Source organism: Sphaerisporangium dianthi, from assembly GCF_042654065.1.
In the GTDB taxonomy this organism is placed as follows: Bacteria; Actinomycetota; Actinomycetes; order Streptosporangiales; family Streptosporangiaceae; genus Sphaerisporangium; species Sphaerisporangium dianthi.
Map to the genome: position 1 here is coordinate 53,325 of NZ_JBHSFP010000033.1, position 22,097 is coordinate 75,421.

At 71.6% G+C, this 22,097-nt stretch carries 22 protein-coding genes and 1 pseudogene; 11 read left to right on the plus strand and 12 right to left on the minus strand.

The annotated features are described in order from the left end of the window. Positions 1-58: 58 nt before the first annotated feature. From arfA to ACFO60_RS33010, 8 genes and pseudogenes are all read left to right on the plus strand, one after another. Positions 59-1,561, plus strand: coding sequence for an arabinosylfuranosidase ArfA (gene arfA, locus ACFO60_RS32975; RefSeq protein WP_380848487.1), 1,503 nt, complete (start codon positions 59-61; stop codon positions 1,559-1,561). Between the two features lie 200 nt (positions 1,562-1,761). Next, positions 1,762-1,983: a Uma2 family endonuclease gene (locus ACFO60_RS32980; protein WP_380848490.1), complete on the plus strand. Its 222-nt coding sequence runs from the start codon at positions 1,762-1,764 to the stop codon at positions 1,981-1,983. A gap of 40 nt (positions 1,984-2,023) precedes the next feature. Beyond that, positions 2,024-2,146: pseudogene (locus tag ACFO60_RS32985) on the plus strand (Uma2 family endonuclease); the annotation flags it as partial. A 65-nt stretch (positions 2,147-2,211) separates the two neighbouring features. Beyond that, positions 2,212-2,337, plus strand: coding sequence for a hypothetical protein (locus ACFO60_RS32990; protein ID WP_380848618.1), 126 nt, complete (start codon positions 2,212-2,214; stop codon positions 2,335-2,337). A 3-nt stretch (positions 2,338-2,340) separates the two neighbouring features. Further along, positions 2,341-2,478 (plus strand): hypothetical protein, encoded by a 138-nt coding sequence (locus tag ACFO60_RS32995; protein ID WP_380848493.1) that lies wholly within the window; start codon positions 2,341-2,343, stop codon positions 2,476-2,478. Between the two features lie 150 nt (positions 2,479-2,628). Next, complete coding sequence (locus ACFO60_RS33000; protein ID WP_380848496.1) at positions 2,629-3,540, plus strand: dihydrodipicolinate synthase family protein; 912 nt, start codon at positions 2,629-2,631, stop codon at positions 3,538-3,540. A 128-nt stretch (positions 3,541-3,668) separates the two neighbouring features. Next, positions 3,669-4,457, plus strand: a complete 789-nt coding sequence (locus ACFO60_RS33005) for a ribonuclease activity regulator RraA (RefSeq protein WP_380848498.1) — start codon at positions 3,669-3,671, stop codon at positions 4,455-4,457. Positions 4,458-4,779: 322 nt separating this feature from the next. Then, complete coding sequence (locus ACFO60_RS33010) at positions 4,780-5,142, plus strand: hypothetical protein (protein WP_380848500.1); 363 nt, start codon at positions 4,780-4,782, stop codon at positions 5,140-5,142. Positions 5,143-5,222: 80 nt separating this feature from the next. On the opposite strand, the gene ACFO60_RS33015 is transcribed toward ACFO60_RS33010, so the two are convergent. The 6 genes from ACFO60_RS33015 to ACFO60_RS33040 form a co-directional block, all read right to left on the minus strand. Further along, entirely contained in the window at positions 5,223-6,950 is a 1,728-nt protein-coding gene (locus tag ACFO60_RS33015) for a hypothetical protein (RefSeq protein ID WP_380848502.1), read from the minus strand. Continuing rightward, on the minus strand, positions 6,935-7,690 hold the full coding sequence (locus ACFO60_RS33020; RefSeq protein ID WP_380848504.1) for an ABC transporter ATP-binding protein: 756 nt from the start codon (positions 7,688-7,690) through the stop codon (positions 6,935-6,937). The genes ACFO60_RS33015 and ACFO60_RS33020 overlap by 16 nt, the downstream gene beginning before the upstream one ends. Before the next feature lie 485 nt (positions 7,691-8,175). Further along, on the minus strand, positions 8,176-8,862 hold the full coding sequence (locus ACFO60_RS33025; protein WP_380848507.1) for a GntR family transcriptional regulator: 687 nt from the start codon (positions 8,860-8,862) through the stop codon (positions 8,176-8,178). A gap of 177 nt (positions 8,863-9,039) precedes the next feature. Further along, positions 9,040-10,764, minus strand: coding sequence for an L-arabinonate dehydratase (gene araD / locus ACFO60_RS33030; RefSeq protein ID WP_380848510.1), 1,725 nt, complete (start codon positions 10,762-10,764; stop codon positions 9,040-9,042). Positions 10,765-10,968: 204 nt separating this feature from the next. Continuing rightward, positions 10,969-11,709, minus strand: coding sequence for a Clp protease N-terminal domain-containing protein (locus ACFO60_RS33035; protein ID WP_380848513.1), 741 nt, complete (start codon positions 11,707-11,709; stop codon positions 10,969-10,971). An 80-nt stretch (positions 11,710-11,789) separates the two neighbouring features. Further along, the gene (locus ACFO60_RS33040) at positions 11,790-12,917 is read right to left on the minus strand and encodes a hypothetical protein (protein WP_380848516.1); all 1,128 of its coding nucleotides are present in this window, start codon (positions 12,915-12,917) and stop codon (positions 11,790-11,792) included. Between the two features lie 180 nt (positions 12,918-13,097). Between ACFO60_RS33040 and ACFO60_RS33045 the strand changes: the two genes are divergently transcribed. Further along, positions 13,098-14,555 (plus strand): glutamate-cysteine ligase family protein, encoded by a 1,458-nt coding sequence (locus tag ACFO60_RS33045; protein ID WP_380848518.1) that lies wholly within the window; start codon positions 13,098-13,100, stop codon positions 14,553-14,555. A 79-nt stretch (positions 14,556-14,634) separates the two neighbouring features. Here the strand turns inward: ACFO60_RS33045 and ACFO60_RS33050 are convergent, their stop codons facing one another. From ACFO60_RS33050 to ACFO60_RS33060, 3 genes are all read right to left on the minus strand, one after another. Next, on the minus strand, positions 14,635-15,471 hold the full coding sequence (locus tag ACFO60_RS33050; RefSeq protein ID WP_380848521.1) for a sirohydrochlorin chelatase: 837 nt from the start codon (positions 15,469-15,471) through the stop codon (positions 14,635-14,637). Between the two features lie 258 nt (positions 15,472-15,729). Beyond that, the gene (locus ACFO60_RS33055) at positions 15,730-16,983 is read right to left on the minus strand and encodes a Bcr/CflA family efflux MFS transporter (RefSeq protein ID WP_380848525.1); all 1,254 of its coding nucleotides are present in this window, start codon (positions 16,981-16,983) and stop codon (positions 15,730-15,732) included. Positions 16,984-17,146: 163 nt separating this feature from the next. After that, the gene (locus ACFO60_RS33060; protein WP_380848528.1) at positions 17,147-17,974 is read right to left on the minus strand and encodes an SAM-dependent methyltransferase; all 828 of its coding nucleotides are present in this window, start codon (positions 17,972-17,974) and stop codon (positions 17,147-17,149) included. A 400-nt stretch (positions 17,975-18,374) separates the two neighbouring features. On the opposite strand from ACFO60_RS33060, the gene ACFO60_RS33065 reads away from it, so the two are divergent. Further along, entirely contained in the window at positions 18,375-18,611 is a 237-nt protein-coding gene (locus tag ACFO60_RS33065; protein ID WP_380848531.1) for a DUF397 domain-containing protein, read from the plus strand. Between the two features lie 139 nt (positions 18,612-18,750). Next, entirely contained in the window at positions 18,751-19,656 is a 906-nt protein-coding gene (locus ACFO60_RS33070) for a helix-turn-helix domain-containing protein (protein ID WP_380848534.1), read from the plus strand. A gap of 6 nt (positions 19,657-19,662) precedes the next feature. Here ACFO60_RS33070 and ACFO60_RS33075 read toward each other — a convergent pair whose 3' ends face one another. From ACFO60_RS33075 to ACFO60_RS33085, 3 genes are all read right to left on the minus strand, one after another. Beyond that, positions 19,663-20,574 (minus strand): helix-turn-helix domain-containing protein, encoded by a 912-nt coding sequence (locus ACFO60_RS33075; RefSeq protein ID WP_380848537.1) that lies wholly within the window; start codon positions 20,572-20,574, stop codon positions 19,663-19,665. A gap of 246 nt (positions 20,575-20,820) precedes the next feature. Next, complete coding sequence (locus ACFO60_RS33080) at positions 20,821-21,288, minus strand: hypothetical protein (RefSeq protein ID WP_380848540.1); 468 nt, start codon at positions 21,286-21,288, stop codon at positions 20,821-20,823. Between the two features lie 77 nt (positions 21,289-21,365). Next, complete coding sequence (locus tag ACFO60_RS33085; protein ID WP_380848543.1) at positions 21,366-21,818, minus strand: amidase domain-containing protein; 453 nt, start codon at positions 21,816-21,818, stop codon at positions 21,366-21,368. Positions 21,819-22,097: the final 279 nt, after the last annotated feature.

Below are 22,097 nucleotides of genomic sequence, written 5' to 3' on the forward strand. Positions count from 1 at the left end.
CAATCGGCGCGAACGACTCTCTCGGCCACAGGCCATGGCGAAGGCGGGCAGAACCACCGTGTACCAGGCATCCCTAACGATCGATCCCGCCTTCCGCGTCGCACCGGTGCGGCGGCGGACGTTCGGCACCTTCGTCGAGCATCTCGGCCGCTGCGTCTACACCGGCATCCACGAGCCGGGCCATCCCACCGCCGACGAGGACGGCTTCCGCCGGGACGTCCTGGACCTCACCCGTGAGCTGGGCGTCAGCACCGTGCGCTATCCGGGCGGGAACTTCGTCTCCGGCTACCGCTGGGAGGACGGCATCGGCCCCGCCGCGTCCCGCCCCTCCCGGCTCGACCTGGCCTGGCACTGCACCGAACCCAACCAGGTCGGCGTGGACGAGTTCGTCCGCTGGGCCCGCAAGGCGGGCGTCGAGCCCATGATGGCCGTCAACCTCGGCACCCGCGGCGTCCAGGAGGCCCTGGACATCCTCGAGTACTGCAACATCGAGTCCGGCACGCACTGGTCGGACCTGCGCGTCGCCAACGGGGCCAAGGAACCGCACGGCATCGGGATGTGGTGCCTCGGCAACGAGATGGACGGCCCGTGGCAGATCGGCCACAAGACCGCCCGCGAGTACGGCAGGCTCGCCGCCGAGACCGCCCGCGCCATGCGCATGATCGATCCGGGTCTGGAGCTGGTGGCCTGCGGCAGCTCGGGGTCCTCCATGCCGACCTTCGGCGCCTGGGAGGCCGAGGTCCTGGAGGAGGCCTACGAGCAGGTCGACTACATCTCCTGCCACGCCTACTACGAGGAGAAGGACGGCGACCTGGCGAGCTTCCTCGCCTGCTCCACCGACATGGAGAACTTCATCGCCTCGGTCGTCTCCACCGCCGACCACGTGCGTGCCAGGCTGCGGGCCACCAAGCGCGTCAACGTGTCGTTCGACGAGTGGAACGTGTGGTACCTGAGCCGGTTCCAGGCGGAGCAGGCCAAGGAGCCGCCGAGAGGCTGGCCGGTCGCCCCGCCGCTGCTGGAGGAGCGCTACCACCTGGCCGACGCCGTGGCCGTCGGCGGGCTGCTCATCACCCTGCTGCGCAACAGCGACCGGGTCACCGCCGCCAGCCAGGCGCAACTCGTCAACGTCATCGCTCCCATCATGACCGAGCCGGGCGGCCGCGCCTGGCGTCAGACGATCTTCCATCCGTTCGCCCAGGCCTCCCGGTACGCCTCCGGTGACGTGCTGCGCGTCGAGCCGGTCTCGCCGATGCGCGAGACCGCCGAGTTCGGCGAGGTGCCGCTGCTCCACGCGGTCGCCACCCGGGACGACGACGTCACCACCGTCTTCGCCGTGAACCGCTCCACCGACCGGCCGCTGGAGCTGACGCTGGACGCCCGCGCGCTCGGCGAGGTCCGCCTCGTCGAGGCCACCACGCTCAGCGACCCCGACGTCTACGCCGTCAACACCGCCGACGACCCGGACCGCATCGCCCCGCGCGCCAACCCCGACGTCGAAACCGACCCCCTGCGCGTCGTGCTGCCCCCCGTCTCCTGGAACGTCATCCGCCTGACCCACTGAGCCCACAGAACGGGCCCGCCGCCTTCGCCGTGCGCCGGCGGGGCGGCGAAGCCCTGGGGTTCGACCGCGCTCCGGCCGGTGCGGCCGTAGAGCTCGCGACACGCCTTGCGACCTCTCGGGCGGCCTGACGAAGCTCGCCGCTGTTCGCCGGCCTTGGACTTGAACGGCGAGAGACGACGGGCCTGATCTGGAGGCGGAGCATGGCCGAGTCATTGCCTGACTGGTTCTATCCGCCGCCGCAGGGCTGGGTCGCGGAAGATCTCGACCGCCTGCCTCCGGAGGCGCCGCGCCACCTGGAACTCGTCGATGGGGCCCTCATCGTGATGTCGCCGCAGACCAAGTTCCACATGAGGGTCATCGACAGGCTGACGCGCATGCTCGAGAGCGCCGCCCCCGAGGGGTCGACGTCGTCCGCAAGATGACCGTCACCCTCGGACGCAGGAGCAGGCCGAGCCCGATGTCATGATCGTCCGTGAGCGACCGGGTGAGGGGCTTGATCGCATCACCTATTGGGCGGAAGAGGTCGTGCTCGCGATAGAGGTAGTCTCGTCCGACTCCGAGGACCGTGATCGCCGGGTCAAGCCGGAGCGGTACGCCGAGGCGGGCATCCGTCACTTCTGGCGCATCGAGAACGAGGAGACAACCGGCCAGTGGTGCATGTCTACGAGCTGGACGACACCACGGGCGCCTACGTGCCCACCTCCATCGAGCGCAAGCGGCTGCAGCTGGTGGACCCGTTCGGCATCGACATCGAGGTGGACCGCCTCGTCCGTTGATGGGTGAAGTGTTTCAACGAGATCGCCTCGCGGGCCACCGTGTACGAGGCGTACCCGCACGCTCTCGGCGCGCCGGTCGGAGACCTCGAAACCGTAGACGAAACGGTCGTCGCCCAGCACGATGTCGGCCTCGAACAGTGAGTCGTACTCGGGCCGCCCGGAGTCCTTGATCGCGTGCCGGCTCGCCGGTGGGCCATAGGGAAACGTGAAATATGTCAATAGGTTGGCACGACGATGTACTGATATACCAGAGTGGAGCGGGAGTCGTTCCGCGCCGCTGATGAGGGGAAGATGGCGATGCTGGATGACGTCAGGCGGGCGCTCGCCTCGGTGGTCTCCATACCGGTGACGCCCTTCGACGAGACGGGCCGCATCGATGAGAAGGCCTACGCCGCCGTGGTGTCGCGCATGGTCGCGGCGGGCGTCACCACCGTCACTCCGAACGGCAACACCGGCGAGTTCTACTCGCTGTCCGCCGGCGAGCTGAACCGCGTGGTGGCGCTCGCGGTGGAGGCCGCGGGCGAGGCGTGCGTCATCGCCGGGGTCGGGCACGACGCCGGGCAGGCCGCCCGGCTCGCCACCGAGGCCCTCCGGCTCGGCGCGCACGCCGTGATGGTGCACCAGCCCGTGCATCCCTACCAGTCGGAGGACGGCTGGGTCGACTACCACCGGACCGTCGCCGAGGCGGTCCCCGGGCTCGGAGTCGTGTGCTACCTGCGCTCCCCGCTGATCACGGCGGCGACGGTGCGGGCCCTCGTGGGGGCGTGCCCGAACGTGGTAGGCGTCAAGTACGCGCTGCCCGACGCGGTGCGGTTCGCCGAGATGGCCGCCGCGGCGCCCGAGGTGACGTGGGTGTGCGGCCTCGCCGAGAGCTGGGCCCCGTTCTACTGGATGGGCGGGGCGCGGGGGTTCACCTCCGGCCTGGTGGCCATCGCGCCCGAGCTGTCCCTGCGGCTGCACGGCCTGCTCGAGGCCGGCGACGTCGCGGAGGCGATGCGGCTGTGGCGGCTGCTCAAGCCCATCGAAGACCTGCGCGCCCGGCGCGGCAACGCCGGCAACGTCTCGGTGGTCAAGGAGGCGCTGGCCCAGCTCGGCCTCTGCCGCCGCGACGTGCGCCCGCCCATCTCCACGCTGCCGCGTGCCGAACGCGACGAGGTGTCCGCCATCCTGCGGTCCCTGGACCTCGCGCCCGGCGGCGCGTGAGCGACGGCGAGACCATGGGCGCGACCGGACAGGATGGCATGTAAGCGACAGGGGTAGAGATGGTGAACGAAGCACGCCACAACGGTGCGGACGGCTTGAAAGCCCTAGAAGAGGTACAGCGGGACGGTATGGACGGCTCGAAGGGCGCGGACGGGACACCGCGGGACGGCAACGACGAGATGGGGTCGAACAGCGTGGAAGCGGCAGGTCGGAACGGGCAGGACGCGATCGGGCCGGAGGTCTTCGACGCGCTGAGACGGGTGTCGACCGCCACCATCACCACCCAGCTCTTCGCCCGCGGCCTGCGCAACGCCTTCATGGCCGGTCTGCGCCCGCTCAACCCCGCCTTCACCCGGATGGTGGGGGAGGCCTTCACGCTGCGCAACATCCCCGCGCGCGAGGACCTCGACGTGCTGTCGGTCTTCAAGGACTACGACCACCCGCAGCGGCTCGCGGTCGAGTCGGTCGGCCCGGGCCAGGTGCTGGTCATGGACTGCCGCGGCCAGACCCGCGCCGCCTCGATCGGCGGCATCCTCGCGACCCGCCTGCTGCGGCGCGGCGCGGCGGGGCTGGTCACCGACGGAGCGGTGCGCGACTCGCCGTTCTTCGCCCAGCTGGAGCTGCCCTCCTTCGCCGCGGGGGTCTGCGCGACCACCAACCTCGCCCGGCACCACGCGGTCGACCTGCAGGTCCCCATCGGCTGCGCCGAGGTGCCGGTGTACCCCGGGGACGTCATCGTGGCCGACGCCGAAGGCGTCGTCTGCGTGCCGCGCCACCTGGCCGTCGAGGTCGCTCGCGACGCCCTCGAGCAGGAACGGCTGGAGGAGTTCATCCAGGCCGAGGTCGAGGGCGGCGCCCCGCTGCGCGGCACCTACCCGCCGGACGAGAACACCCTGCGGCGCTACCGCTCCCGCTGAGACCCCGCCGCCGGCTCCACGGGACTCCGTATCGGTCTCCGGCGGTCCGGTATGCGGCGTGTGGCGTACGAGCGTGCGGGGCCATGGCGTCGCGTCCGCGGGCGGCGGCCGGGGCGCCTCGGCGGACGCGGCGTCCCGATGCGGCCACGCATTGTCACTGATCGAACACGTGGTGCTATGGACACGATGAGTGATTGGACGGATACTCAGCGTGTCGAATCAGTCTCCCCGGTCGCTCCGGCACCGACGGCACCACATCGGCGGCGACCACCGTGATGCCGCGTGGCCATGGCGGCGCACCGGGAACGAAGCTAGGAGAGCGATGCGCCCGAAGAAGTCCACCGCCCTCGCCCTGTCCGTCATGCTGACGGGCGCGTGCCTTGCCACCGTCGCCTCGGCGAGCGCGGACACCACCCCGGCCGGCGCCCCGCCCGGCCCCGCCGCCCTGCCCCCGGGCTATCAGCTGGTCACGCTGCCCAACGCCAACGTCCCGAACTTCCAGCGCCGCACGCTCTACTGCCCCGGTTCCAAGAGGGTGCTGGGCGGCGGGGCCGAGGCCCGGGGCAACCGCGCGATCCTGGTCGGGTCGTTCCCCACCGACGACGCGCGGGGCTGGATCGGCCTCGGCCGCCAGGACGGATACAACGACGTCGGCATCAGCGTCTTCGCCATCTGCGCCGACTGACCATCGCCCCACCCAGCCGGCCCCGGGATCCTCCCGGGGCCGGCCCCTTTTCCACCGCCGCCCGCCCGGAGGCCGCGGTTTCAGCCGGCCGAGCGCGGCTTGAGCGTCCACAGGCCCGTGCCGTACATCGCGAGTCCGAGCACGATGAACGCGGCCGCCACCGGGTAGCGCAGGCCGGACGGCATGTACGTGGCCAGGAACCAGGTGTGGCGCAGCATGTCGTTGCTGACGAAGACGGCCGCGACGACGCCCTGCGGGAACAGCGGGATGGCGCCGAAGCCGAAGCACCACCAGGTGATCGCCTTCTTCGTCTTGGACAACTCGTCGAAGCGGGACCTCGCCGTCGGCCGCGGCCTGCGTCCGGTCCGCATCGTCTCCAGCAGTTCGGGGCCGTGCGAGCGCAGCCGCCGCTCGGCGAGCAGGCCGAAGCCCCACGCGAACAGCACCCCGGTCACGACGCCGACGGCCACGCCCGCCCAGCCGAACCACAGCGCGGCCAGCCCCGCCGGCACACCGGTGAGGAGCACCAGCGCGAGCGCCAGGTAGGCCAGCCCGGTCAGCCCGCCGTCGTCCTCACTGGTGCGCAGCGGATTGCCCGAGCGGCGGTGCGGGTCGGTGCCGGGCACCAGCCCGTACACCGAGATCAGCGGAACCAGCCCGGTCGCGCCGCCCAGCAGGGCGGGCAGCAGCGCGAGCATCAGCGGCCACGGGCCGCCGGTGATCGCGGTGAACGCCAGGGTGATCACGATCGCCACCGGGGCCTGCGCCGACAGCCAGGCCAGCTGCCTGCCGCGCACGTCGCTCACGCCGGGTGTCATCAGCGTCAGCCACAGCGCCGTGCCGTCGGTCCCGTACAGGTTGGCGGCCATGGCCGCGGCCATCACGATGAAGATGGGGCCGGCGTAGGGAAGCATGCCGTCCCAGCCGAGGATCAGCGGGCTGGCCGCGAAGCAGACGCCGTACGACAGCGCGAAGGTCAGCTGGTGGTTGCGCACCAGGTCGCGCGACCACGTGCGCAGCTCCTTGGCGACGATCGCGCCGTTGACCGTGGCCGCCGTCATCGGGCGCCTGCCGCGCGCGGAGGGCCGCGTCGCGCCCGCGCGCCTGCCGAGCAGGGCGGCCCAAGCGCCCAGGAGCAGCAGCCCCAGTACGGCCAGCGCCGCCAGCGCCCGCCAGTCGCCCTGGACGGCCCGCAGGCCCCACCCGGACGGCAGGTACCAGACCGCGGAGGGCACGCCCGTCTCGCCGAAGGCCCAGAAGAAGACCCAGATCTGGCCGAGCGCCGCCAGGATCGCGCCGTTGAGCACCCCCGAGGCGACGGCGCCCAGGCGTGAGCGCAGCGCCAGCCCGACCAACGCCACCGACACCTTGGACAGCAGGACGAACACGGCGAGCTGCAACACCATCGCGGGCACGGCCAGCAGGGCGTTGGCGGGGCCGAGCCGTACACCCGCCACCAGCAGGCCGAGCAGGGCGGTCAGGCTGACCAGCGGCGCGACGCCGACGAAGGCCGCCACCAGCAGGCCCGCCGCCAGGCGGCGAGAAGGCAGGCCGAGCAGTGAGAAGTACTCCGGCCGCAACGTCTCGTCGCCGCCGCCCATGAAGACGGGCCCGAGCATCCAGCCCAGCATCCACACCGCGTACCCGGCCGCCAGCAGGTCCGGGCCGGCGAACGCCAGGTAGACCGTCCCGGCCGCGAACAGCACGCCCAGCACGGCTCCCGTGGCCGCGGTCTGCGCGCGCCCGCCGTGGAAGGAGTGGCGCAGCACCGCGACCTTCATCTGGGCCATGGTCAGCGCGACAGCCACGACAGCTCCTTCACCCCGTTGTCCCGGTCGCCGACGAGCCCGACGAAGGTGTCCTCCAGCGACCGCGCGCCGCGTACCTCGTCAAGCGTGCCGGCGGCGGCCACCGTCCCCTTGTCGATCACCGCGACGTGGTCGCACAGTTGCTCCACCAGCGCCATCACGTGGCTGGAGAGGACGATCGAGCCGCCGCCGGCGACGAAGCCGCGCAGCATCGTCTTGATCGTGGCGGCCGACACCGGGTCCACCGCCTCGAACGGCTCGTCCAGCACCAGCAACCGTGGCGCGTGCAGCAGCGCGGTGGCCAGGCCGATCTTCTTGCGCATGCCGGTCGAGTACTCGATGACCAGCGTCCGCTCCGCGCCGTCCAGCTCCAGGACGTTCAGCAGCTCGTCGGCGCGCTGGGCCACCACCTCCTTGGTCAGGCCGCGCAGCAGGCCCAGGTAGGTGAGCACCTCGCGCCCGGTCAGCCGTTCGGGCATGGCCAGCCCGTCGGGCAGGACCCCCACCATCGCCTTGGCCCGCTCCGGGGCGGACCAGACGTCCTCGCCGAAGATCCGGGCACTGCCGCCGTCGGGCCGCAGCAGGCCGACCGCCATGGACAGCGTGGTGGTCTTGCCCGCGCCGTTCTGGCCGACGAGCCCGAAGAAGGAGCCCTGGGGGACGCTCAGGTCGATGGCGTCGACGGCGAGGTTCTCGCCGAATCTCTTGGTCAGCCCGCTGATCTCCAGCGCTGGCGTCATGGTGGTGTCCTCCGGGGGGTTCCCGCCGGCCCGAGCGGGGCCCGTCGCGGTCGTGGGGGAAGATCGGTCGTGGGGTCGCCGCGGCCGGCGGGTCCGCGAGTGGATGCCGCGGTACCCGTTCACACGGCGGACGGTGGGGTGGGCGGGCTCCCTTCGGGTTCGGGGAGCCGGGCGTCGCCGGGTACGGCGAGCCGGTCGTGGGCGGCGGCGAGTGTGTCCACGGCCTCGTGCGGTGCGCGCGCAGGCCGGGGTGGTGGTCGTCGCGCGCCAGATCATTATCTGGGAAACAGTGCGACCAAATCCACGAGCGGCCGCGGGACCGCGCCGGGTACGGCGGGCCGGGTGGCCATGGCGAGGCGTCACGTCATCGCCGGCGCGGACGCACGGGCCGGCGCCGCTCAGCGACGCCGAGGGTGTGGCCCGCAGCCGGGCGACACTGGACGAGTGACCTGGAGCCGCGGGATCACCGGCGCCGGCGCGGAAGGTCAGTCCTTGTCCTGCGAGCGGACGAGGTGGGTGACGGTGCGCTTGACGTGCGTTCTGGCCAGGCGTTCCGCCAGGGCGGCGTTGCCGGCCGCCACCGCCCCGAGGATGTCCTCGTGCTCGGCGTGCTCTTCGCGCCAGGTGGGCCAGCGCCGCCACAGCACGCTCACCGTGCCGAGCGCGGTGAGGTCCTGCAGGTTGTCCAGCTGCGCGGTGACCAGCTCGTTGTCGCACCCGCCGTACAGCGCCCGGTGGAAGCGGCGGTTGGCCAGGCTGAGGGCCGTCGGGTCCTCGCCCGACAGCAGCTCGCGCGCCTCACCGAGCGCCTTGCGCGCGTCCTCGACGGCGCCGGAGTCTCCGGCGCGGGTGGAGGAGGCCACGGCCCACGGTTCGAGCAGCAGGCGAAGCTCCTGGGCCTTGCGTAGGTCGGCGGCGTCGAGCGTCCGCACGCTGACCCCTCGGTTGGGGCTGATGACGACGAGCCCCGTCGCGGCGAGGCCGATCAGCGCCTCGCGCACGGGGGTCTTCGACACGCCGAGCTGCTCGGCGAGCCGGCGTTCCACGAGCGTCTCGCCCGGTTTGATGCGGCCGGACAGGATGGCGGTCCTGATGGAGTCGGCCACGAGGTCGGTGCGGGTCGTGGACCGCGCCACGGGCCGCAGTACCGGTTCCTCCGAGATGTTGTACACCGGTATATCGTGCCGCACGCCCACCGGCTCCGCTCACGCCGCTCCCGGTTCCGCCGGTTCGGAGGTTCAGCGGGCGCGTGCGCCGGCGGTGGTCCGGCGGTGCGGTGAATCCACGACGTTAAGGCGCCCGCCCGCGGCCCGCGGGCGGGCATCCGTAGCGGCGGCAGGGGAGCGGCGTCAGCCCATGTCGGGCTCTGGAGCGCCTCCGGAGCCGAGGAGGAAGTCGAAGTCGCAGCCCTCGTCCGCCTGGAGGATGTGGGCGTCGAAGATGGTGCCGTACCCGCGCTGGAACACCGGCTCGGGGGGCTGCCAGGCGGCGCGGCGGCGCGCCAGCTCGTCCTCGGGCACGTCGAGGGACAGGCGGCGTCCCTCGACGTCCAGGGTGATCGGGTCGCCGTCCCTCACCAGCGCGAGCGGTCCGCCGACGTGTGACTCGGGCGCGACGTGGAGCACGCACGCGCCGTAGCTCGTGCCGCTCATCCGGGCATCGGAGATGCGCACCATGTCACGGATGCCCATCTTGAGCAGCCGGTTGGGGATGGGAAGCATGCCGTGCTCGGGCATTCCGGGGCCCCCGCGCGGGCCCGCGCCGCGCAGCACCAGCACCGAGTCGGCGGTGATCGGCAGGCTCTCGTCGTTGATGCGCCGCATCAGGTCGCGGTGCCCGTCGAACACCACCGCCGGGCCGGTGTGCTTGAGCAGCCTCGGCTCGGCGGCCACGTGCTTGATCACCGCGCCGTCCGGGGCGAGGTTGCCGCGCAGGACGGCCAGGCCGCCCTCCTCCGACAGCGGGTTGCCGCGCGTGCGGATCACCTTGTCGTCGTGCACGCCCGCCCCTTCGAGCGTCTCGCCCAGGGAGCGGCCGGTGACGGTGGGACGGCCCGGGTGGAGCAGGTCGGCGATGCGGGCCAGCAGGCCGGGCAGGCCGCCGGCCAGGTAGAAGTCCTCCATGACGTAGGCGCCGCTCGGGCGCAGGTCGGCGAGCACGGGGACGCGCCGGGAGGCCTCGTCGAAGTGGTCGAGCGTCAGCTCCACGCCGCTGCGGCGGGCCATGGCGATCAGGTGGATGACGGCGTTGGTGGACCCGCCGAGCGCGAGGACGGTGGTCACCGCGTCGGCGTAGGCCTCGGCGGTGAGGATCGCGGACGGGCGCAGGTCCTCCCAGGCCATCTCGACCACGCGGCGGCCGGTGGCGGCGGCCATCCGGGTGTGCGCGGAGGCCACGGCGGGGATGGAGGCGGCGCCGGGCAGCGTCATGCCGAGCACCTCGGCGACCGACGTCATGGTGGAGGCGGTCCCCATGGTCATGCAGTGGCCGGGGGAGCGGGCGATGCCCTCCTCGACGCCGCTCATCTCGGCCTCGGTGACCAGTCCCGCCTGCTTGTCGGCCCAGTAGCGCCACATGTCGCTGCCGCTGCCGAGCACCTCGCCGCGGTGGTTGCCGGGGATCATCGGGCCGGACGGCACGAAGATCGCCGGAATGTCCATGCTGATGGCGCCCATGATCAGCGCCGGGGTGGTCTTGTCGCAGCCGCCCATGAGCACCGCGGCGTCCACGGGGTGGGAGCGCAGGAGCTCCTCGGTCTCCATGGCCAGCAGGTTGCGGTACAGCATCGTGGTCGGTTTCATGAAGGACTCCGACAGCGACATCACGGGCAGCTCCACCGGGTAGCCGCCGGCCTGCCAGACCCCGCGCTTGACGTCCTGCGCGCGTTCGCGCAGGTGGATGTGGCACGGGTTGAGCTCGCTCCAGGTGTTCAGGATGCCGATGACGGGCCGGCCCATGTGCTCTTCGGCGGACAGGCCGAGCTGGCGGGTCCTCGCACGGTGGCTGAAGGAACGGAGCCCTTCGGTGCCGTACCACTGGTGGCTTCTCAGTTGATCAGGGGTCAGACGCTGCACGAGTCCTCCTCGATATCCTGATATATCACGATATCGGCAGCCCCCGGCGCGCCGATGCGGGGTGACGGGCGTGGCCCACTCTGTCACCTTATGACCGGACGTCGTCCTGGACGGGGCGCGCGGGTCATCCGTGGAAGGGCCCTGCCACGGATGACCACGGCGGCCGTGCGGGCTGGCCGCGCACCGGGATGGCGGCGGAGCGCGTCAGGCCCCGGCCGGCTTCTCCGCGACCTGGGCAAGCTCGGCGACGATCCACGCCTCCGCGGCGTCCGTGGCGACGCCGAGGCCGGTCAGCACCTGGGCGGACGCGGCCTCCTCCGTGCCGAGCAGGGCGAGGAGCAGGTGCTCGGCGCCGATGTGGGCGTGCCCGAGGCGCAGCGCCTCGCGCACGGTGATGGCGAGCACCTTCTTGCCGCCGGAGGTGAAGGCCACCTCGCCGGCGCCCTCGTCCCCGGCCGCCCGCTCGGGGGCGGGGCCGAGGGAGGCGAGAGCCGCCTCGCGCACCCTGTCCAGCGGCACGCCCTGCGCCACGATGGCCCGGGCGGCCGGCGACTCCGGCTCGCGCAGCAGGCCGAGCAGCAGGTGCTCGGTGGCGATGTGGCCGTGCCCGGTCTGGCGGGCCTCCTCCTGCGAGGCCACGATGGCGCGGCGGGCGCTGTCGGTGTACCGGGCGAAGGAGGTCGGGTCGAACGGCTCGCCGTCCTTGGGGACGAACCGCTTCTGCGCGGCCTGCTTGGTCACGCCCATGCTGTGGCCGATCTCGGTCCAGGAGGCCCCGGTTCTGCGGGCCTGGTCGACGAAGTGGCCGATGAGGTGGTCGGCCACCTCGCCGAGGTGCTCGGCGAGCAGCACGGCTCCGGTGAGCTGCTGGAGCGCGCCGCCGCCGGCGTGGTTGCTCTTGATGTGCTCGATCAGGTCGTCGAGCCGTACAGGCGTCTGTCGCATGCGTCAACCATAGGTTGACGCGCCTGCGATCGTCAACCTTGGGTTGACGATCCGCTGTGCCGTCCGGGGCGCGACGGCCGTCAGTGCACGTTCACCGCCGCGCGGACCGCGTCGGCGAGCAGGCCGTGGCGGGCGGGCCCGGCCAGGCCCGCGTGGTATAGATGCACCTCCTGCGCGCCCGACTCGGAAAGGCGCCGCACGTGCGGGGCGATGTCCTCCTGGCGGACCGGCGGCAGCACGGTCACGTACGCGCCCACCGCGACCTGCTCGGGCAGCATGTGCCGGGCGATGCGCACCCGGTCGAGGGACTCCTGGCCGGTGGGCCAGCACTGCACGACGACGGCGTCGACGTCCTTGCCCGCCTGCGGGCCGAGCCCGGGGTTGGCGCCCGTGGCCCAGGGGTCGGGACTGGCGTGCAGGCTGACCCGCAGGCCGGCCGGCAGCGCCTCGATCACCTGGTGACGCAGCTCGTCGGCCGCCTGGTGGCGCACGGAGAGGATGGTGGCCGCCGTCGCGGGGTCGAGATCGTGCTCGCGTGAGCGCACGGCGGCACGCAGGTCGCGCACGGTGCGCTCGGGGTCGGCGCCGCCCGCCGTCCAGCCCGCCTGGCAGGCCGCGCAGCAGCACACCGACAGCATGCGCCGGGCCCGCGCGTCATAGGCGCCGTCGGTCTTGTCATGGTGGCCGCCGTGGTCGGCTCCGAGCTGCCCGCAGGCCTCCAGCAGCGCCCCGGCCAGCGGCAGGTCCCGCACCGTCTCGGCGGCCAGCGTGGCGGCGTACTCGCGGACCTCGGCCCGCGACGGGCAAAGAGCCCACGGGTAGTGCTGCCCGAAGCAGTTCACCACGCTCACGTCCGGATGCGCCTCGCCCAGCCGCGAGTTGTGCGTGAGCACGATCCAGGCCGTCACGGGGATCCCGGCGTCGGCCAGGGCGCGCGCCGCGGTGCCGAAGGAGTCGGGATCCTCCATCCAGGCGGGCGTCCCCGGCACCAGCCGCCTGTCCTGCCAGGCCTCCTGCCGGACCGGACGGTAGAGCGCGGCGTGCCTGGCGTCCATGTACGCCCGGTCGGGATGCCAGGGGGTCGCCGCCCGCACCGTGTGGTAGGCGGCGGCGAGGTTCACCCCGTCGCCGCCGAGCGTCTGCACCCGTGCCGTGAACAGCGGGTCGCCGATCACGTCCCACGGATAGGCATGTACGAGCACTCGCATGGTCATCGCCTCCCCACGAGGGGCCTCACCCCAAAATGGCGTTGTCCAGGCATACCGATATACCAGTGCGGAGTCAATGGCTGCGGACGATCGAGGTCGCGGCCCCGGTCGCAGGCATGAAAACCCGCGGCCGGGACAGGGAGGGGGTGAGACCCGAGGCCGTATATGGGGGACGACACGATGGGACAGCAAGTGGCAAGGGAGCGGTTCTCCGAGGCGGAGTACGGGCGCTTCGGGGAGCGTCTGAAGGATTCGCTCATCGCCCTGCGCGAGTTGCTGGCCAGGCCGGGGTTCGGCGCCGGGCCCGCGACCGTCGGGGCCGAGCTGGAGTTCTTCCTCATCGACGAGGACGGCCGCCCGCTGCGCCGCAACAAGGAGGTCCGCGACGCCGCCGCCGACGAGCGGGTGGTGCTGGAGCTCGGCAGCTTCAACCTGGAGGTCAACCTGACCCCGGCGCCGCTGGCCGGGCGGCCGTTCAGCGCCCTCGCCGGCGAGACGCGGCGGTTGATGGAACTGGTCGACGAGGCGGCCCGGTCGCAGGGCGGCCGGGTGGTGCCGATCGGCATCCTGCCGACGCTGACAGAGTTCGACTTCACCCGCGACGCCATCAGCGACGACACCCGCTATAGGGCGCTCAGCCGGGGGATACGCCGGGTGCGCGCCGAGCCGTTCCGCGTGCAGATCCACGGCAACGAGCGCCTGGAGCTGGAGGTGGAGGACGTCGTCCTGGAGAGCGCCAACACCTCCTGGCAGGTGCACCTGCGCACCTCTCCCGAGGAGTTCTCCCACGCCTACAACGCCGCCCAGCTCGCCATCGGCCCCGTGCTGGCGGTCAGCGGCAACTCCCCGTCGTTCCTGGGGCGCGACCTGTGGGAGGAGACCCGCATCGCGCTGTTCGAGGAGTCCGCGGACGACCGCGACATGGAACGCCCCTGGCGCGTGGACGGCCGGGTCTGCTTCGGGTCCGGCTGGGTGGAGAGCGGCGCCGGCGAGGTGTTCGAGCAGAGCGTCCGCGAGTACGAGCCGGTCATGCCGGTGCTGGACGAGGAGGACCCGCTGGCGGTGATCCGCGAGGGCGGCATCCCTGGGCTGGCGGAACTACGACTCCACCAGGGCACGGTGTGGCAGTGGAACCGCCCGGTCTACGACCCCGCGGACGGCGGGCACCTGCGGGTCGAGCTGCGGGCGCTGCCGGCCGGGCCCACCTGCGCCGACATGGCGGCCAACGCGGCCTTCCTGATCGGCCTGGTGACGGCGATGGCGGCGCGGCCGTCCTGGATCGGCGGTTTCCCCTTCGCCGACGCCTACCGCAACTTCTACCGGGCGGCGCGCAACGGGCTTTCCGCCGAGCTCGCCTGGCCCGGGCGCACGGACGTCGTCCCGGCTTTCGACCTGGTCGCCGACCTGCTGCCGGTGGCACGCGGCGGGCTGCTGTCGGCGGGCGTGGACGCCGACGAGGCGACCCACCACCTGTCGGTCATCGCCGAGCGCGTCAGGCTGCGCCGCACCGGGGCCCTCTGGCAGCGCGAGACGCTCGCCGCACTCGGGGATGAGCCGGGCGCGCGGGCCGCCATGCTGGCCCGCTATCGCGAACTGGCCTTCGGCGGCGACCCCGTCCACACCTGGCCCCGCCCCTGAGGGCCGCGGTGATCGTCCCGCCTCGCCACGCCCGGCTCGGGGCTCCCTCGCGGAGCTCGGCTCGGGGCGGCCTCGCGGATCAGTCGTCGATGCCCGTGAGGGAGCTTCCGTAGCTGAGCGCGACGAGCTGGGCGACGGCGCTGTGCGCGCCGAGCGGCTCGGCGCAACCGGCTCCGACCGCCTCGGCGGCCTTCGTGATCTTCTGCTGGTCGATCTCGGGGCCGATGAGGAACGGCGCCAGCGCCAGCCGCGAGGCGCCGATGTTGCGCAGGCGCTGGGCGGCGTCGCCGACGCCGGGCGATGCGTCCAGCGAGGCCGCCACGACCGGAAGCGTGAGGCGGGCGGCCAGCAGGACGACCGTGGCGTCCGCCGCCCGCACGGCCTCCTGGCCGCCGACCGTGCCGACGATGATGCCGTCCACCGGGGCCGCGATGTTGAACAGGCGCATGCGGTCGGCGCGCGCGAGGCCGCTCTCGGCCAGCTTGACGTGCAGCGCCTCGGCGAGCAGCGGGTGCGGCCCGAGCGGGTCGGCGATCGTCGTCATGACGTCGCTCTCGGCCACGGCCTCCCGGATGGCCCGGTACACCTGCTGGTGGGGCCCGGTCACGAGCGGGACCACGATCGCCGCGGGCGATTCCTTCGGCCGGTCGGCGGCGCATTCGGTGAGCGTCTCGGCCAGGCTGGTCTTGCTGTCGCCGAGATGGATGAGGCGCACGTCGAGCTGGGGATGGTCCACGCTGACGATGGTCTTGACCGCGGCGGGGATGTCGCCGCCGGCGCCGGGCGCGGCGAGCACGAGCGCGGGCGCGTCCGGGGGAAGCTGCGCGGGCACGGGCCGCCGGTGCCGGCCGGAGCTGGTCCGGAACGAGCGTTCGCGGACCGGAAGCTCCTGTGGAGCCTGATGACCATCGTTCACATCGGCGGATTTTACGGGGTATGAGGCGAAAGTTAAGTCTGATTCGCGGTGACGCTCGGTGGGAGGCGGGCTCAACTCCCGTGACATCAGTGACAAATTAGGACTCGATCCTCTGAACCGCACCAACGGTCCGTAATCATTCGAGATCATCGTGGGGACGCCTGACCCTGACGAGGGCCTCCGACGGCCCCCAACGCTGACAGTTGCCTGTACCGCACCTGTGAAGTTTTTTTCGCGAGATGGAAGCCGCCGCGCGTGTCAGCGCACACGAGGGTGGCCGGCGGGACGGTCGCTCAGCGTCGACGCGGACCGGCCGGCCCTCGAGGCGGCCAGCGCCAGGAGGGCGAGCACCGCGCACGCGCCCATGATGAGGCTCATCGGGACGGCGTCGCGGGCGCCGCCCGCACCGGCCAGCGGGGCCATGACCGCGCCGAAGGCGAACTGCGCGGTCGCCATGAGGGCCGCCGCGGTCCCGGCCGCGCGAGGCGCGCGGGAGAGCGCGACCGCCGAGGTGTCGCCGAGCACCAGGCCGAGCGACGCGACGGCGAGCAGCAGCGGCGGCAGGCACGTGTCGGCCGTCAGCCGTCCCGTCACGGCGAGCACGCCGATCGCGACGGCGCAGAGGAGCAGGACGGCCAGCCCGGCGCGCGCCGGCCACAGCGGCCGGAAGCGGTGGGCGAGCCTCGCGCCCAGGGCCGCGACCAGCACCAGGGCCAGCGCGTTCAGGCCCAGCGTGGCGGCCACGGCCGCGATGTGCGGGCCCAGCAGGTGGGGGAGGAAGAACGGGGCCGCGGCCAGGTAGGCCGCCAGCGCCCCGAAGGCGAGGACGAACGCCGCGGCCGGGCCGAGGTGACCGCGGTCGCGCAGCAGGGCCAGGTCGCCTCGCGGGAGCAGCGGGCTCACCGTCCGGGCGTGGAGGGGCAGCGTCTCGGGAAGGGCGATCAGCGCGGCCAGGAACATCAGCAGCGACAGCAGCGCGAGCGCGCCGAACACCGCCCGCCAGCCGGCCGCGGCGACCAGGACGCCGCCGATCGGCGGCGCGACGACGGGTACGGCGGCGAGCACCCACATCTGGGCGGCGAAGGCGTGGACGGCGCGGCGTCCCCGTGCGAGGTCGGAGACGACGGCCCGCCCGATCACCAGGCCGGCCGAGCCGGTCAGCCCCTGGACGAACCGCGCGCCGGCCAGCGCGCCCGCGGTGGGCGCCAGCGCGCACACCGCCCCGGCGATCGCGCATATCGCCAGGCAGGCCAGCAGCGGGCCCCGTCGGCCGTAGCGGTCGGACAGCCGTCCGAGCGTGAGGTGGCCGACGGACATGCCGAGCAGGAAGGCGGAAAGGGTGATCTGTACCCCGATGGCGCCGGTGCGCAGATCACGCCCGATCGAGGCCAGCCCGGGAAGGTACATGTCGGTGCCGAACGGCGCGAACACCGACACCAGGCCGAGCACGGTGATCAGCTGCCGGGAAGGGCTCGCCGCCCGAGGGGCGCCGACGATGGTGGTAGCGGTCATGGCGACTCCATGGGGCGGTGAACGGCGACCGCCGGTTCCCCGCACCGCCGCGGGGTCCCGCGGGCCACCCGCGAGAGCGCGAACGATGCCGTACCTGGCCACAGTACGCCTGGCGCCGGCGCGGGCCGCCGCCCGGGCATGCCCGTGACCTGCGATCGCCGGGTCAGGCTTCCTTGCGGGCGATGCCGCCGACCGACCAGACCGCACGCGGATCGAGGATGTGCTGCCCGGCGTCGGGCCGCCACTGCGAGATGTAGGTCACGCCGGGCGCGACGAGCGGCATGCCGCCGAACAGGCGCTCGATGTCGGCCTTGGTGCGGAGCTGGTGGCGGTGGGCGTGGCCGGAGACCGCGCCGCTGCTCTGGTAGACGTCGGCGAGCTCGGCGGTGGCCTTCGGACGAGGGTCGGAGACGCTGTCGCCGATCGCCACGTAGCCGCCCGGGGCGATCGCGTCGCGGAACCGCGCGACGATGCGCGACGCCAGCTCGTCCTCGGGGATGAAGACCAGGGTGAAGAGCAGCAGGACCGCGACCGGCTGATCGAGGTCGATCAGGTCGCGCAGGCGGGGGTGGCCGAGGATCTGGTCGGGCGTGCGCATGTCGGCCTCGATGACCGCCGTGTGCTCCCCGTCGTCCAGCAGCGCGCGGGCGTGGGCGACGACCACAGGGTCGTTGTCGACGTAGACCACGCGGGAGCCGGGGGCCGCGGCCTGCGCGATCTCGTGGACGTTGCCCTGGGTGGGCAGGCCGCACCCGATGTCGATGTACTGCCGGACGCCCTGGGCGGCGAGGTATCGCACCACGCGGCCGAGGAACCTGCGGGCCTCGCGGCACATCATGGGCAGCTCGGGAGCGATCTCCAGCGCCCGGCGCGCGGCCTCACGGTCGGCCGCGAAGTTGTCCTTGCCACCCACGAAGTAGTCGTAGATGCGAGCTTTATTGGGGATCGTCGGGTCGAACCCGAGTGGCTCGAGCCGCGGAAAAGTCGTCATCTCACCCCATATCGCCGGATCCCGATGGTAGCGCCGCTCGCATGACGATAACCGTTGTTCCAGACATGTATGAGATGTGGGTGGCGGGGGTACGGCGGCCGGGAGCGCCCGGCGGGCCATTCTCCCCGCCTCTCATCCCCCGTCCGAGCGGGTGCGGCGCGTCGTGTTCCGCACCCGGTCACGGGGACGCCTCAGGGTTTAGGGCATATCGCCGCGGATTTACGCCTCAGGCCCTTATTGCTGCTGTATGGTGTGCAGATGCAAGTACCGATGCACGTGCATCCGCACGCCGGTATGCTGATGCCCGGGCGGAAGTAGCCCGTCTGGCCCTTCGTTGGAACGAAGGGCTCGCTTGGTAACGATGTCAGTGTTCGTCGGCTTTGGGGATGTGTGAACCAAGATGGACGAGATCTCCAACGGCGTGACCGCGTCGGCGCTCTCGGGAGCACGCTGGCGCAAGAGCGCCTACAGCAATCCGAGCGGGAACTGCGTTGAGCTGGCCGAGCTCCCGGACGGTGGAGTGGCCGTGCGCAACTCGCGGCACCCCTCCGGGCCGGCGCTGATTTACAGCCGGGGAGAAATCGCGGCCTTCATCCAGGGTGCCAAGAACGGCGACTTCGATGACCTGGCACTTTGACGGACTCGGCGGCTACGCAGTGTGGAAAATCGTAGCCTAAGGGTGACGTTGGGGTATATCCGGATTGCACGGTCAGAGGTATCGTTGACTTCTCTTTGACCGCGAGAAGTGAGCAAGACCGCTGTTCTAAGGATTGTCCATGATCACAGCCCGAGCCGAAGGGGACGAGACCCCGCTCAACCTGATGGCTCGGGAACGGGGCAGCTCCACGGTCCTGCGCATCCTCCTGGGTTCCCAGCTCCGCCGGCTGCGCGAGCTCCGGGGCATCACCCTGGAGGCCGCGGGGCACTCCATCCGGGCCTCCCACTCCAAGGTCAGCCGCATGGAGCTGGGACGGGTCAGCTTCCGGACGCGCGACGTCGCCGACCTGCTCACCCTGTACGGGGTGGGCGACGAGCGCGAGCGCGACGCCCTGCTGTCGCTGGTCTCTCAGGCCAACCGTCCCGGCTGGTGGCACAACTACGACGACATCCTGCCCAACTGGTTCGAGGCGTACGTCGGCCTGGAAGAGGCCGCCACCCGCATCCGCTGCTACGAGGTGCAGTTCGTCCCCGGCCTGCTGCAGACCCCCGGCTACGCACGCGCCGTGGTCCTGCTCGGCCACCCGAACGTCCCCGAGGACGAGGTCCGGCGGCGGGTCGACCTGCGGATGGCCCGGCAGAGGCTCCTCACCAGGGCGGGCGCTCCGCACCTGTGGGCCGTGGTCGACGAGGCGGCGCTGCGCCGCCCGCTCGGCGGGGCCGAGGTGATGCGCGCCCAGATCGCTCACCTCATCGAGGCCATCGCCTCGCCCAACGTCACCGTGCAGGTCATGCCCTTCAGCGCCGGCGGTCACGCGGCGGCGGGCGGACCGTTCAGCATCCTGCGCTTCTCCGAGCGCGACCTGCCCGACGTGGTCTACCTGGAGCAGCTCACCAGCGCCATCTATCTCGACAAGCGCGAGGACCTCGACCGCTACCAGGCGGTCATGGAACGTCTGTGCATCGACGCCGTCCCCGCCACCGAGACCAAGAAGGCCCTGACCAGAATCCTCGCCGACCTCTGAGCACGGTCACCCGTGCGCGTGCAGCGCGGCGATCAGCCAGTCGAAGGCCGGGATGACCGACGGGGAGTGCTCACGGCCGTTCAGAACGGCCGGCAACTGCCAATAGCGCTCCACCTGGGCGTCGGCGAGCGTGCGGAGGCGGTCGCCCAACTCGGCCCGTTCCCCGGCCGGCAGGCGCGGATCGACGATGCGATCCAGGACGCGCCCGCCCTCGGCCGACCCAGGTGCGACGCCGGCGGCCAGGGCGTTGCCCGCCTCCTCCAGCACCCGGCGCCGCAGGTCGAAGCCCTCCTCGATGCGCGGCCCCGAAGCGCCGTCGAGCACGATGCGCCGCAGCCGCCCCCGGAAGCCCTCGTCGGCGACCAGCTCGGCCAGCTCCAGCCAGGCCTCGACCTGATCCGCCGCCGGATCGTCCGGCAACCCGGCGGGAAGCTCCCGCATCCATTCCGCCACGATCATGGCGTCGTCCTCGGGGCCGGCGCCGGCGAAGGTCTCCGCCACGAAGTCGTCGATGACCCGCTGCCGTTCGGCGGCGGACAACCGGGCGAGCCTGTGCATGATCATTGTCTCCTCTGTCGTGCCGCCGCGCTCGGCGATGCCGCCCAGCACGGCCCGGCGGAGCTTCAGGGTCCGGATCTCGGCGTCCAGGGCCCGCACGTGCGCCCGCGCGACCTCGGCCACGGTGATCTGCCGCGTCAGGATCTCCTGAACGGTCTCCAGGCCGATGCCGAGATCGCGAAGCGTACGGACCAGGTCGAACCGGGCGACGGCCGTCGCGTCGTACAGCCGGTACCCGCCGGCCGACCGGACCGTCGGGGGCACCACACCGGTGTTGGACCAGAACCGGATGGTGTGCACCGACAGCCCGGTCCGCCGCGCGATGCGCCCGACCGTGTAAAGCTCCGAATCGTCACTCACGCCGACGACCCTGCACCCTCGCCCCACCCGAAAGTCAACCGTCCCACCGACCCGTGCCCCCAAGCCTCATCCGCATAGGTGTGAGACCGTGCCGAACATTCGAGCCGGCCCCTATCGCCGGCTGCCAGGTCACGACGACGCCCATCTCATCGTCGCGACGCCGCGATCATCCCCACTGCGGCGGCGGCGGCGGTGGATGCGGCGCCGCACACGGTCCGTACCGAAAACCAGCCACCGCCGATGCGTTCAGCCGAGGCCGCCGGAAGCGATACGCCAGCGTTCGGCATCGGCGTTTCGCACGAGCAGATAACTCCATACGATGCGTCCGTTCTGCCAAGTCATCTCCTCGCATTGCCGCAGCGTGAAATCCACGTACACCCGGTTCACCTGTCGATAGGACTCTGCCTCGTACGTGTCAGGGATCGGTGCACCGGTGTCCACGTCCTGGATGGTTATCCAGTTGTTCAGCCCCCCGTCCGGGGACGATGCCGTTACTTCCCAGTACTTCGGGGTCGTGAGGGTGCGTGCTGCTTTTGTGTCACGTGCGATCACTGCAGCCAGATAAGCCTTGACCACTGCCTCCGGCGTCGCGTTCACCGGTGGAACGGTGATGGGGGGACCAGCGGGCAGTCGGCAGGAGGAACAGCCCGCCGGTAAGGTGAGCATGGCGCCGAAGACCAGAGCCACGCAAATTGATGCCAGCGTGCGGTTCATCAAGAATGAACGAGGCAAGTTGCTCCTCAGCAATACGGTCCAGGCCGCCGGAGTGCCCCGGCGGCCTGGATGAGCGGCTACTTCCAGACCCTTATGGCGTACACCTTCGCGTTCGGGTACTTGATCCGCACGCCCGGCAGCGAGACGGAGAGTTTGCGATAGTCGTACGGGGCGGAGTGTTGTGCGTACTGGACACCCTTCCAGGACCCGCTGGTGATCTTGCTGACGATCGCCGCGTGGCCGAAGTCAAGTGTGCCGCCGCTGAAGTCCCACAGCAGGATGTCTCCTACGCTGACGTCCTTCCACGAGGTGACCCACACGGCTCGCTTCTGTGCGGTCATGAAGTGCTTGTAGAAGTTATTGACGGCCGACCAGGAGTAGGTGGACATGAAGCGCTTAGGCCATAGCTGCCACCACAGCCTATTGTCATTCCGCTGTCCGGGATGCGGGTCTCCGGCGACGTACATCCGTGCCCCTCCGCCGTGGTATAGAGCTTGCGACACGAAGTTGGTGCAGTCGTTGTCGAACACCGTGTCGTCCTTATCTGACCGAACGTCAATCCGATCTGCCGGAGATGCATCGGCAGGGTCATCTCCGGCCTGCCCATGAATACCTGATCACCGGGAAGAGGTAGCCCCCCAATGAGTTGGTGTCGGTGACGCGATCGTCTCGGCGATGGTCGAGATCGGCTGGCGATTAGGCGACGCCGCTGGCTACCGGCCCGAGCGGGGCTGGATACGGGCGAGCTGTTCACCATCGGCGACACCAAGATCGATGAGTAGGTGGAACGAACTGCGGCAGGCCATTGA

Excerpts from the sequence above, each read along its gene's own strand:
- ACFO60_RS33045 (WP_380848518.1), top strand. The coding sequence starts at position 13,098 with ATGGGACAGCAAGTGGCAAGGGAGCGGTTCTCCGAGGCGGAGTACGGG.
- ACFO60_RS33040 (WP_380848516.1), bottom strand. The coding sequence starts at position 12,917 with ATGCGAGTGCTCGTACATGCCTATCCGTGGGACGTGATCGGCGACCCG.
- ACFO60_RS33000 (WP_380848496.1), top strand. The coding sequence starts at position 2,629 with ATGGCGATGCTGGATGACGTCAGGCGGGCGCTCGCCTCGGTGGTCTCC.
- ACFO60_RS32980 (WP_380848490.1), top strand. The coding sequence starts at position 1,762 with ATGGCCGAGTCATTGCCTGACTGGTTCTATCCGCCGCCGCAGGGCTGG.
- ACFO60_RS33010 (WP_380848500.1), top strand. The coding sequence starts at position 4,780 with ATGCGCCCGAAGAAGTCCACCGCCCTCGCCCTGTCCGTCATGCTGACG.
- ACFO60_RS33055 (WP_380848525.1), bottom strand. The coding sequence starts at position 16,983 with ATGACCGCTACCACCATCGTCGGCGCCCCTCGGGCGGCGAGCCCTTCC.
- ACFO60_RS33020 (WP_380848504.1), bottom strand. The coding sequence starts at position 7,690 with ATGACGCCAGCGCTGGAGATCAGCGGGCTGACCAAGAGATTCGGCGAG.
- ACFO60_RS33065 (WP_380848531.1), top strand. The coding sequence starts at position 18,375 with ATGGACGAGATCTCCAACGGCGTGACCGCGTCGGCGCTCTCGGGAGCA.
- ACFO60_RS33060 (WP_380848528.1), bottom strand. The coding sequence starts at position 17,974 with ATGACGACTTTTCCGCGGCTCGAGCCACTCGGGTTCGACCCGACGATC.
- ACFO60_RS33035 (WP_380848513.1), bottom strand. The coding sequence starts at position 11,709 with ATGCGACAGACGCCTGTACGGCTCGACGACCTGATCGAGCACATCAAG.
- ACFO60_RS33070 (WP_380848534.1), top strand. The coding sequence starts at position 18,751 with ATGATCACAGCCCGAGCCGAAGGGGACGAGACCCCGCTCAACCTGATG.
- ACFO60_RS33080 (WP_380848540.1), bottom strand. The coding sequence starts at position 21,288 with ATGAACCGCACGCTGGCATCAATTTGCGTGGCTCTGGTCTTCGGCGCC.
- ACFO60_RS33005 (WP_380848498.1), top strand. The coding sequence starts at position 3,669 with ATGGACGGCTCGAAGGGCGCGGACGGGACACCGCGGGACGGCAACGAC.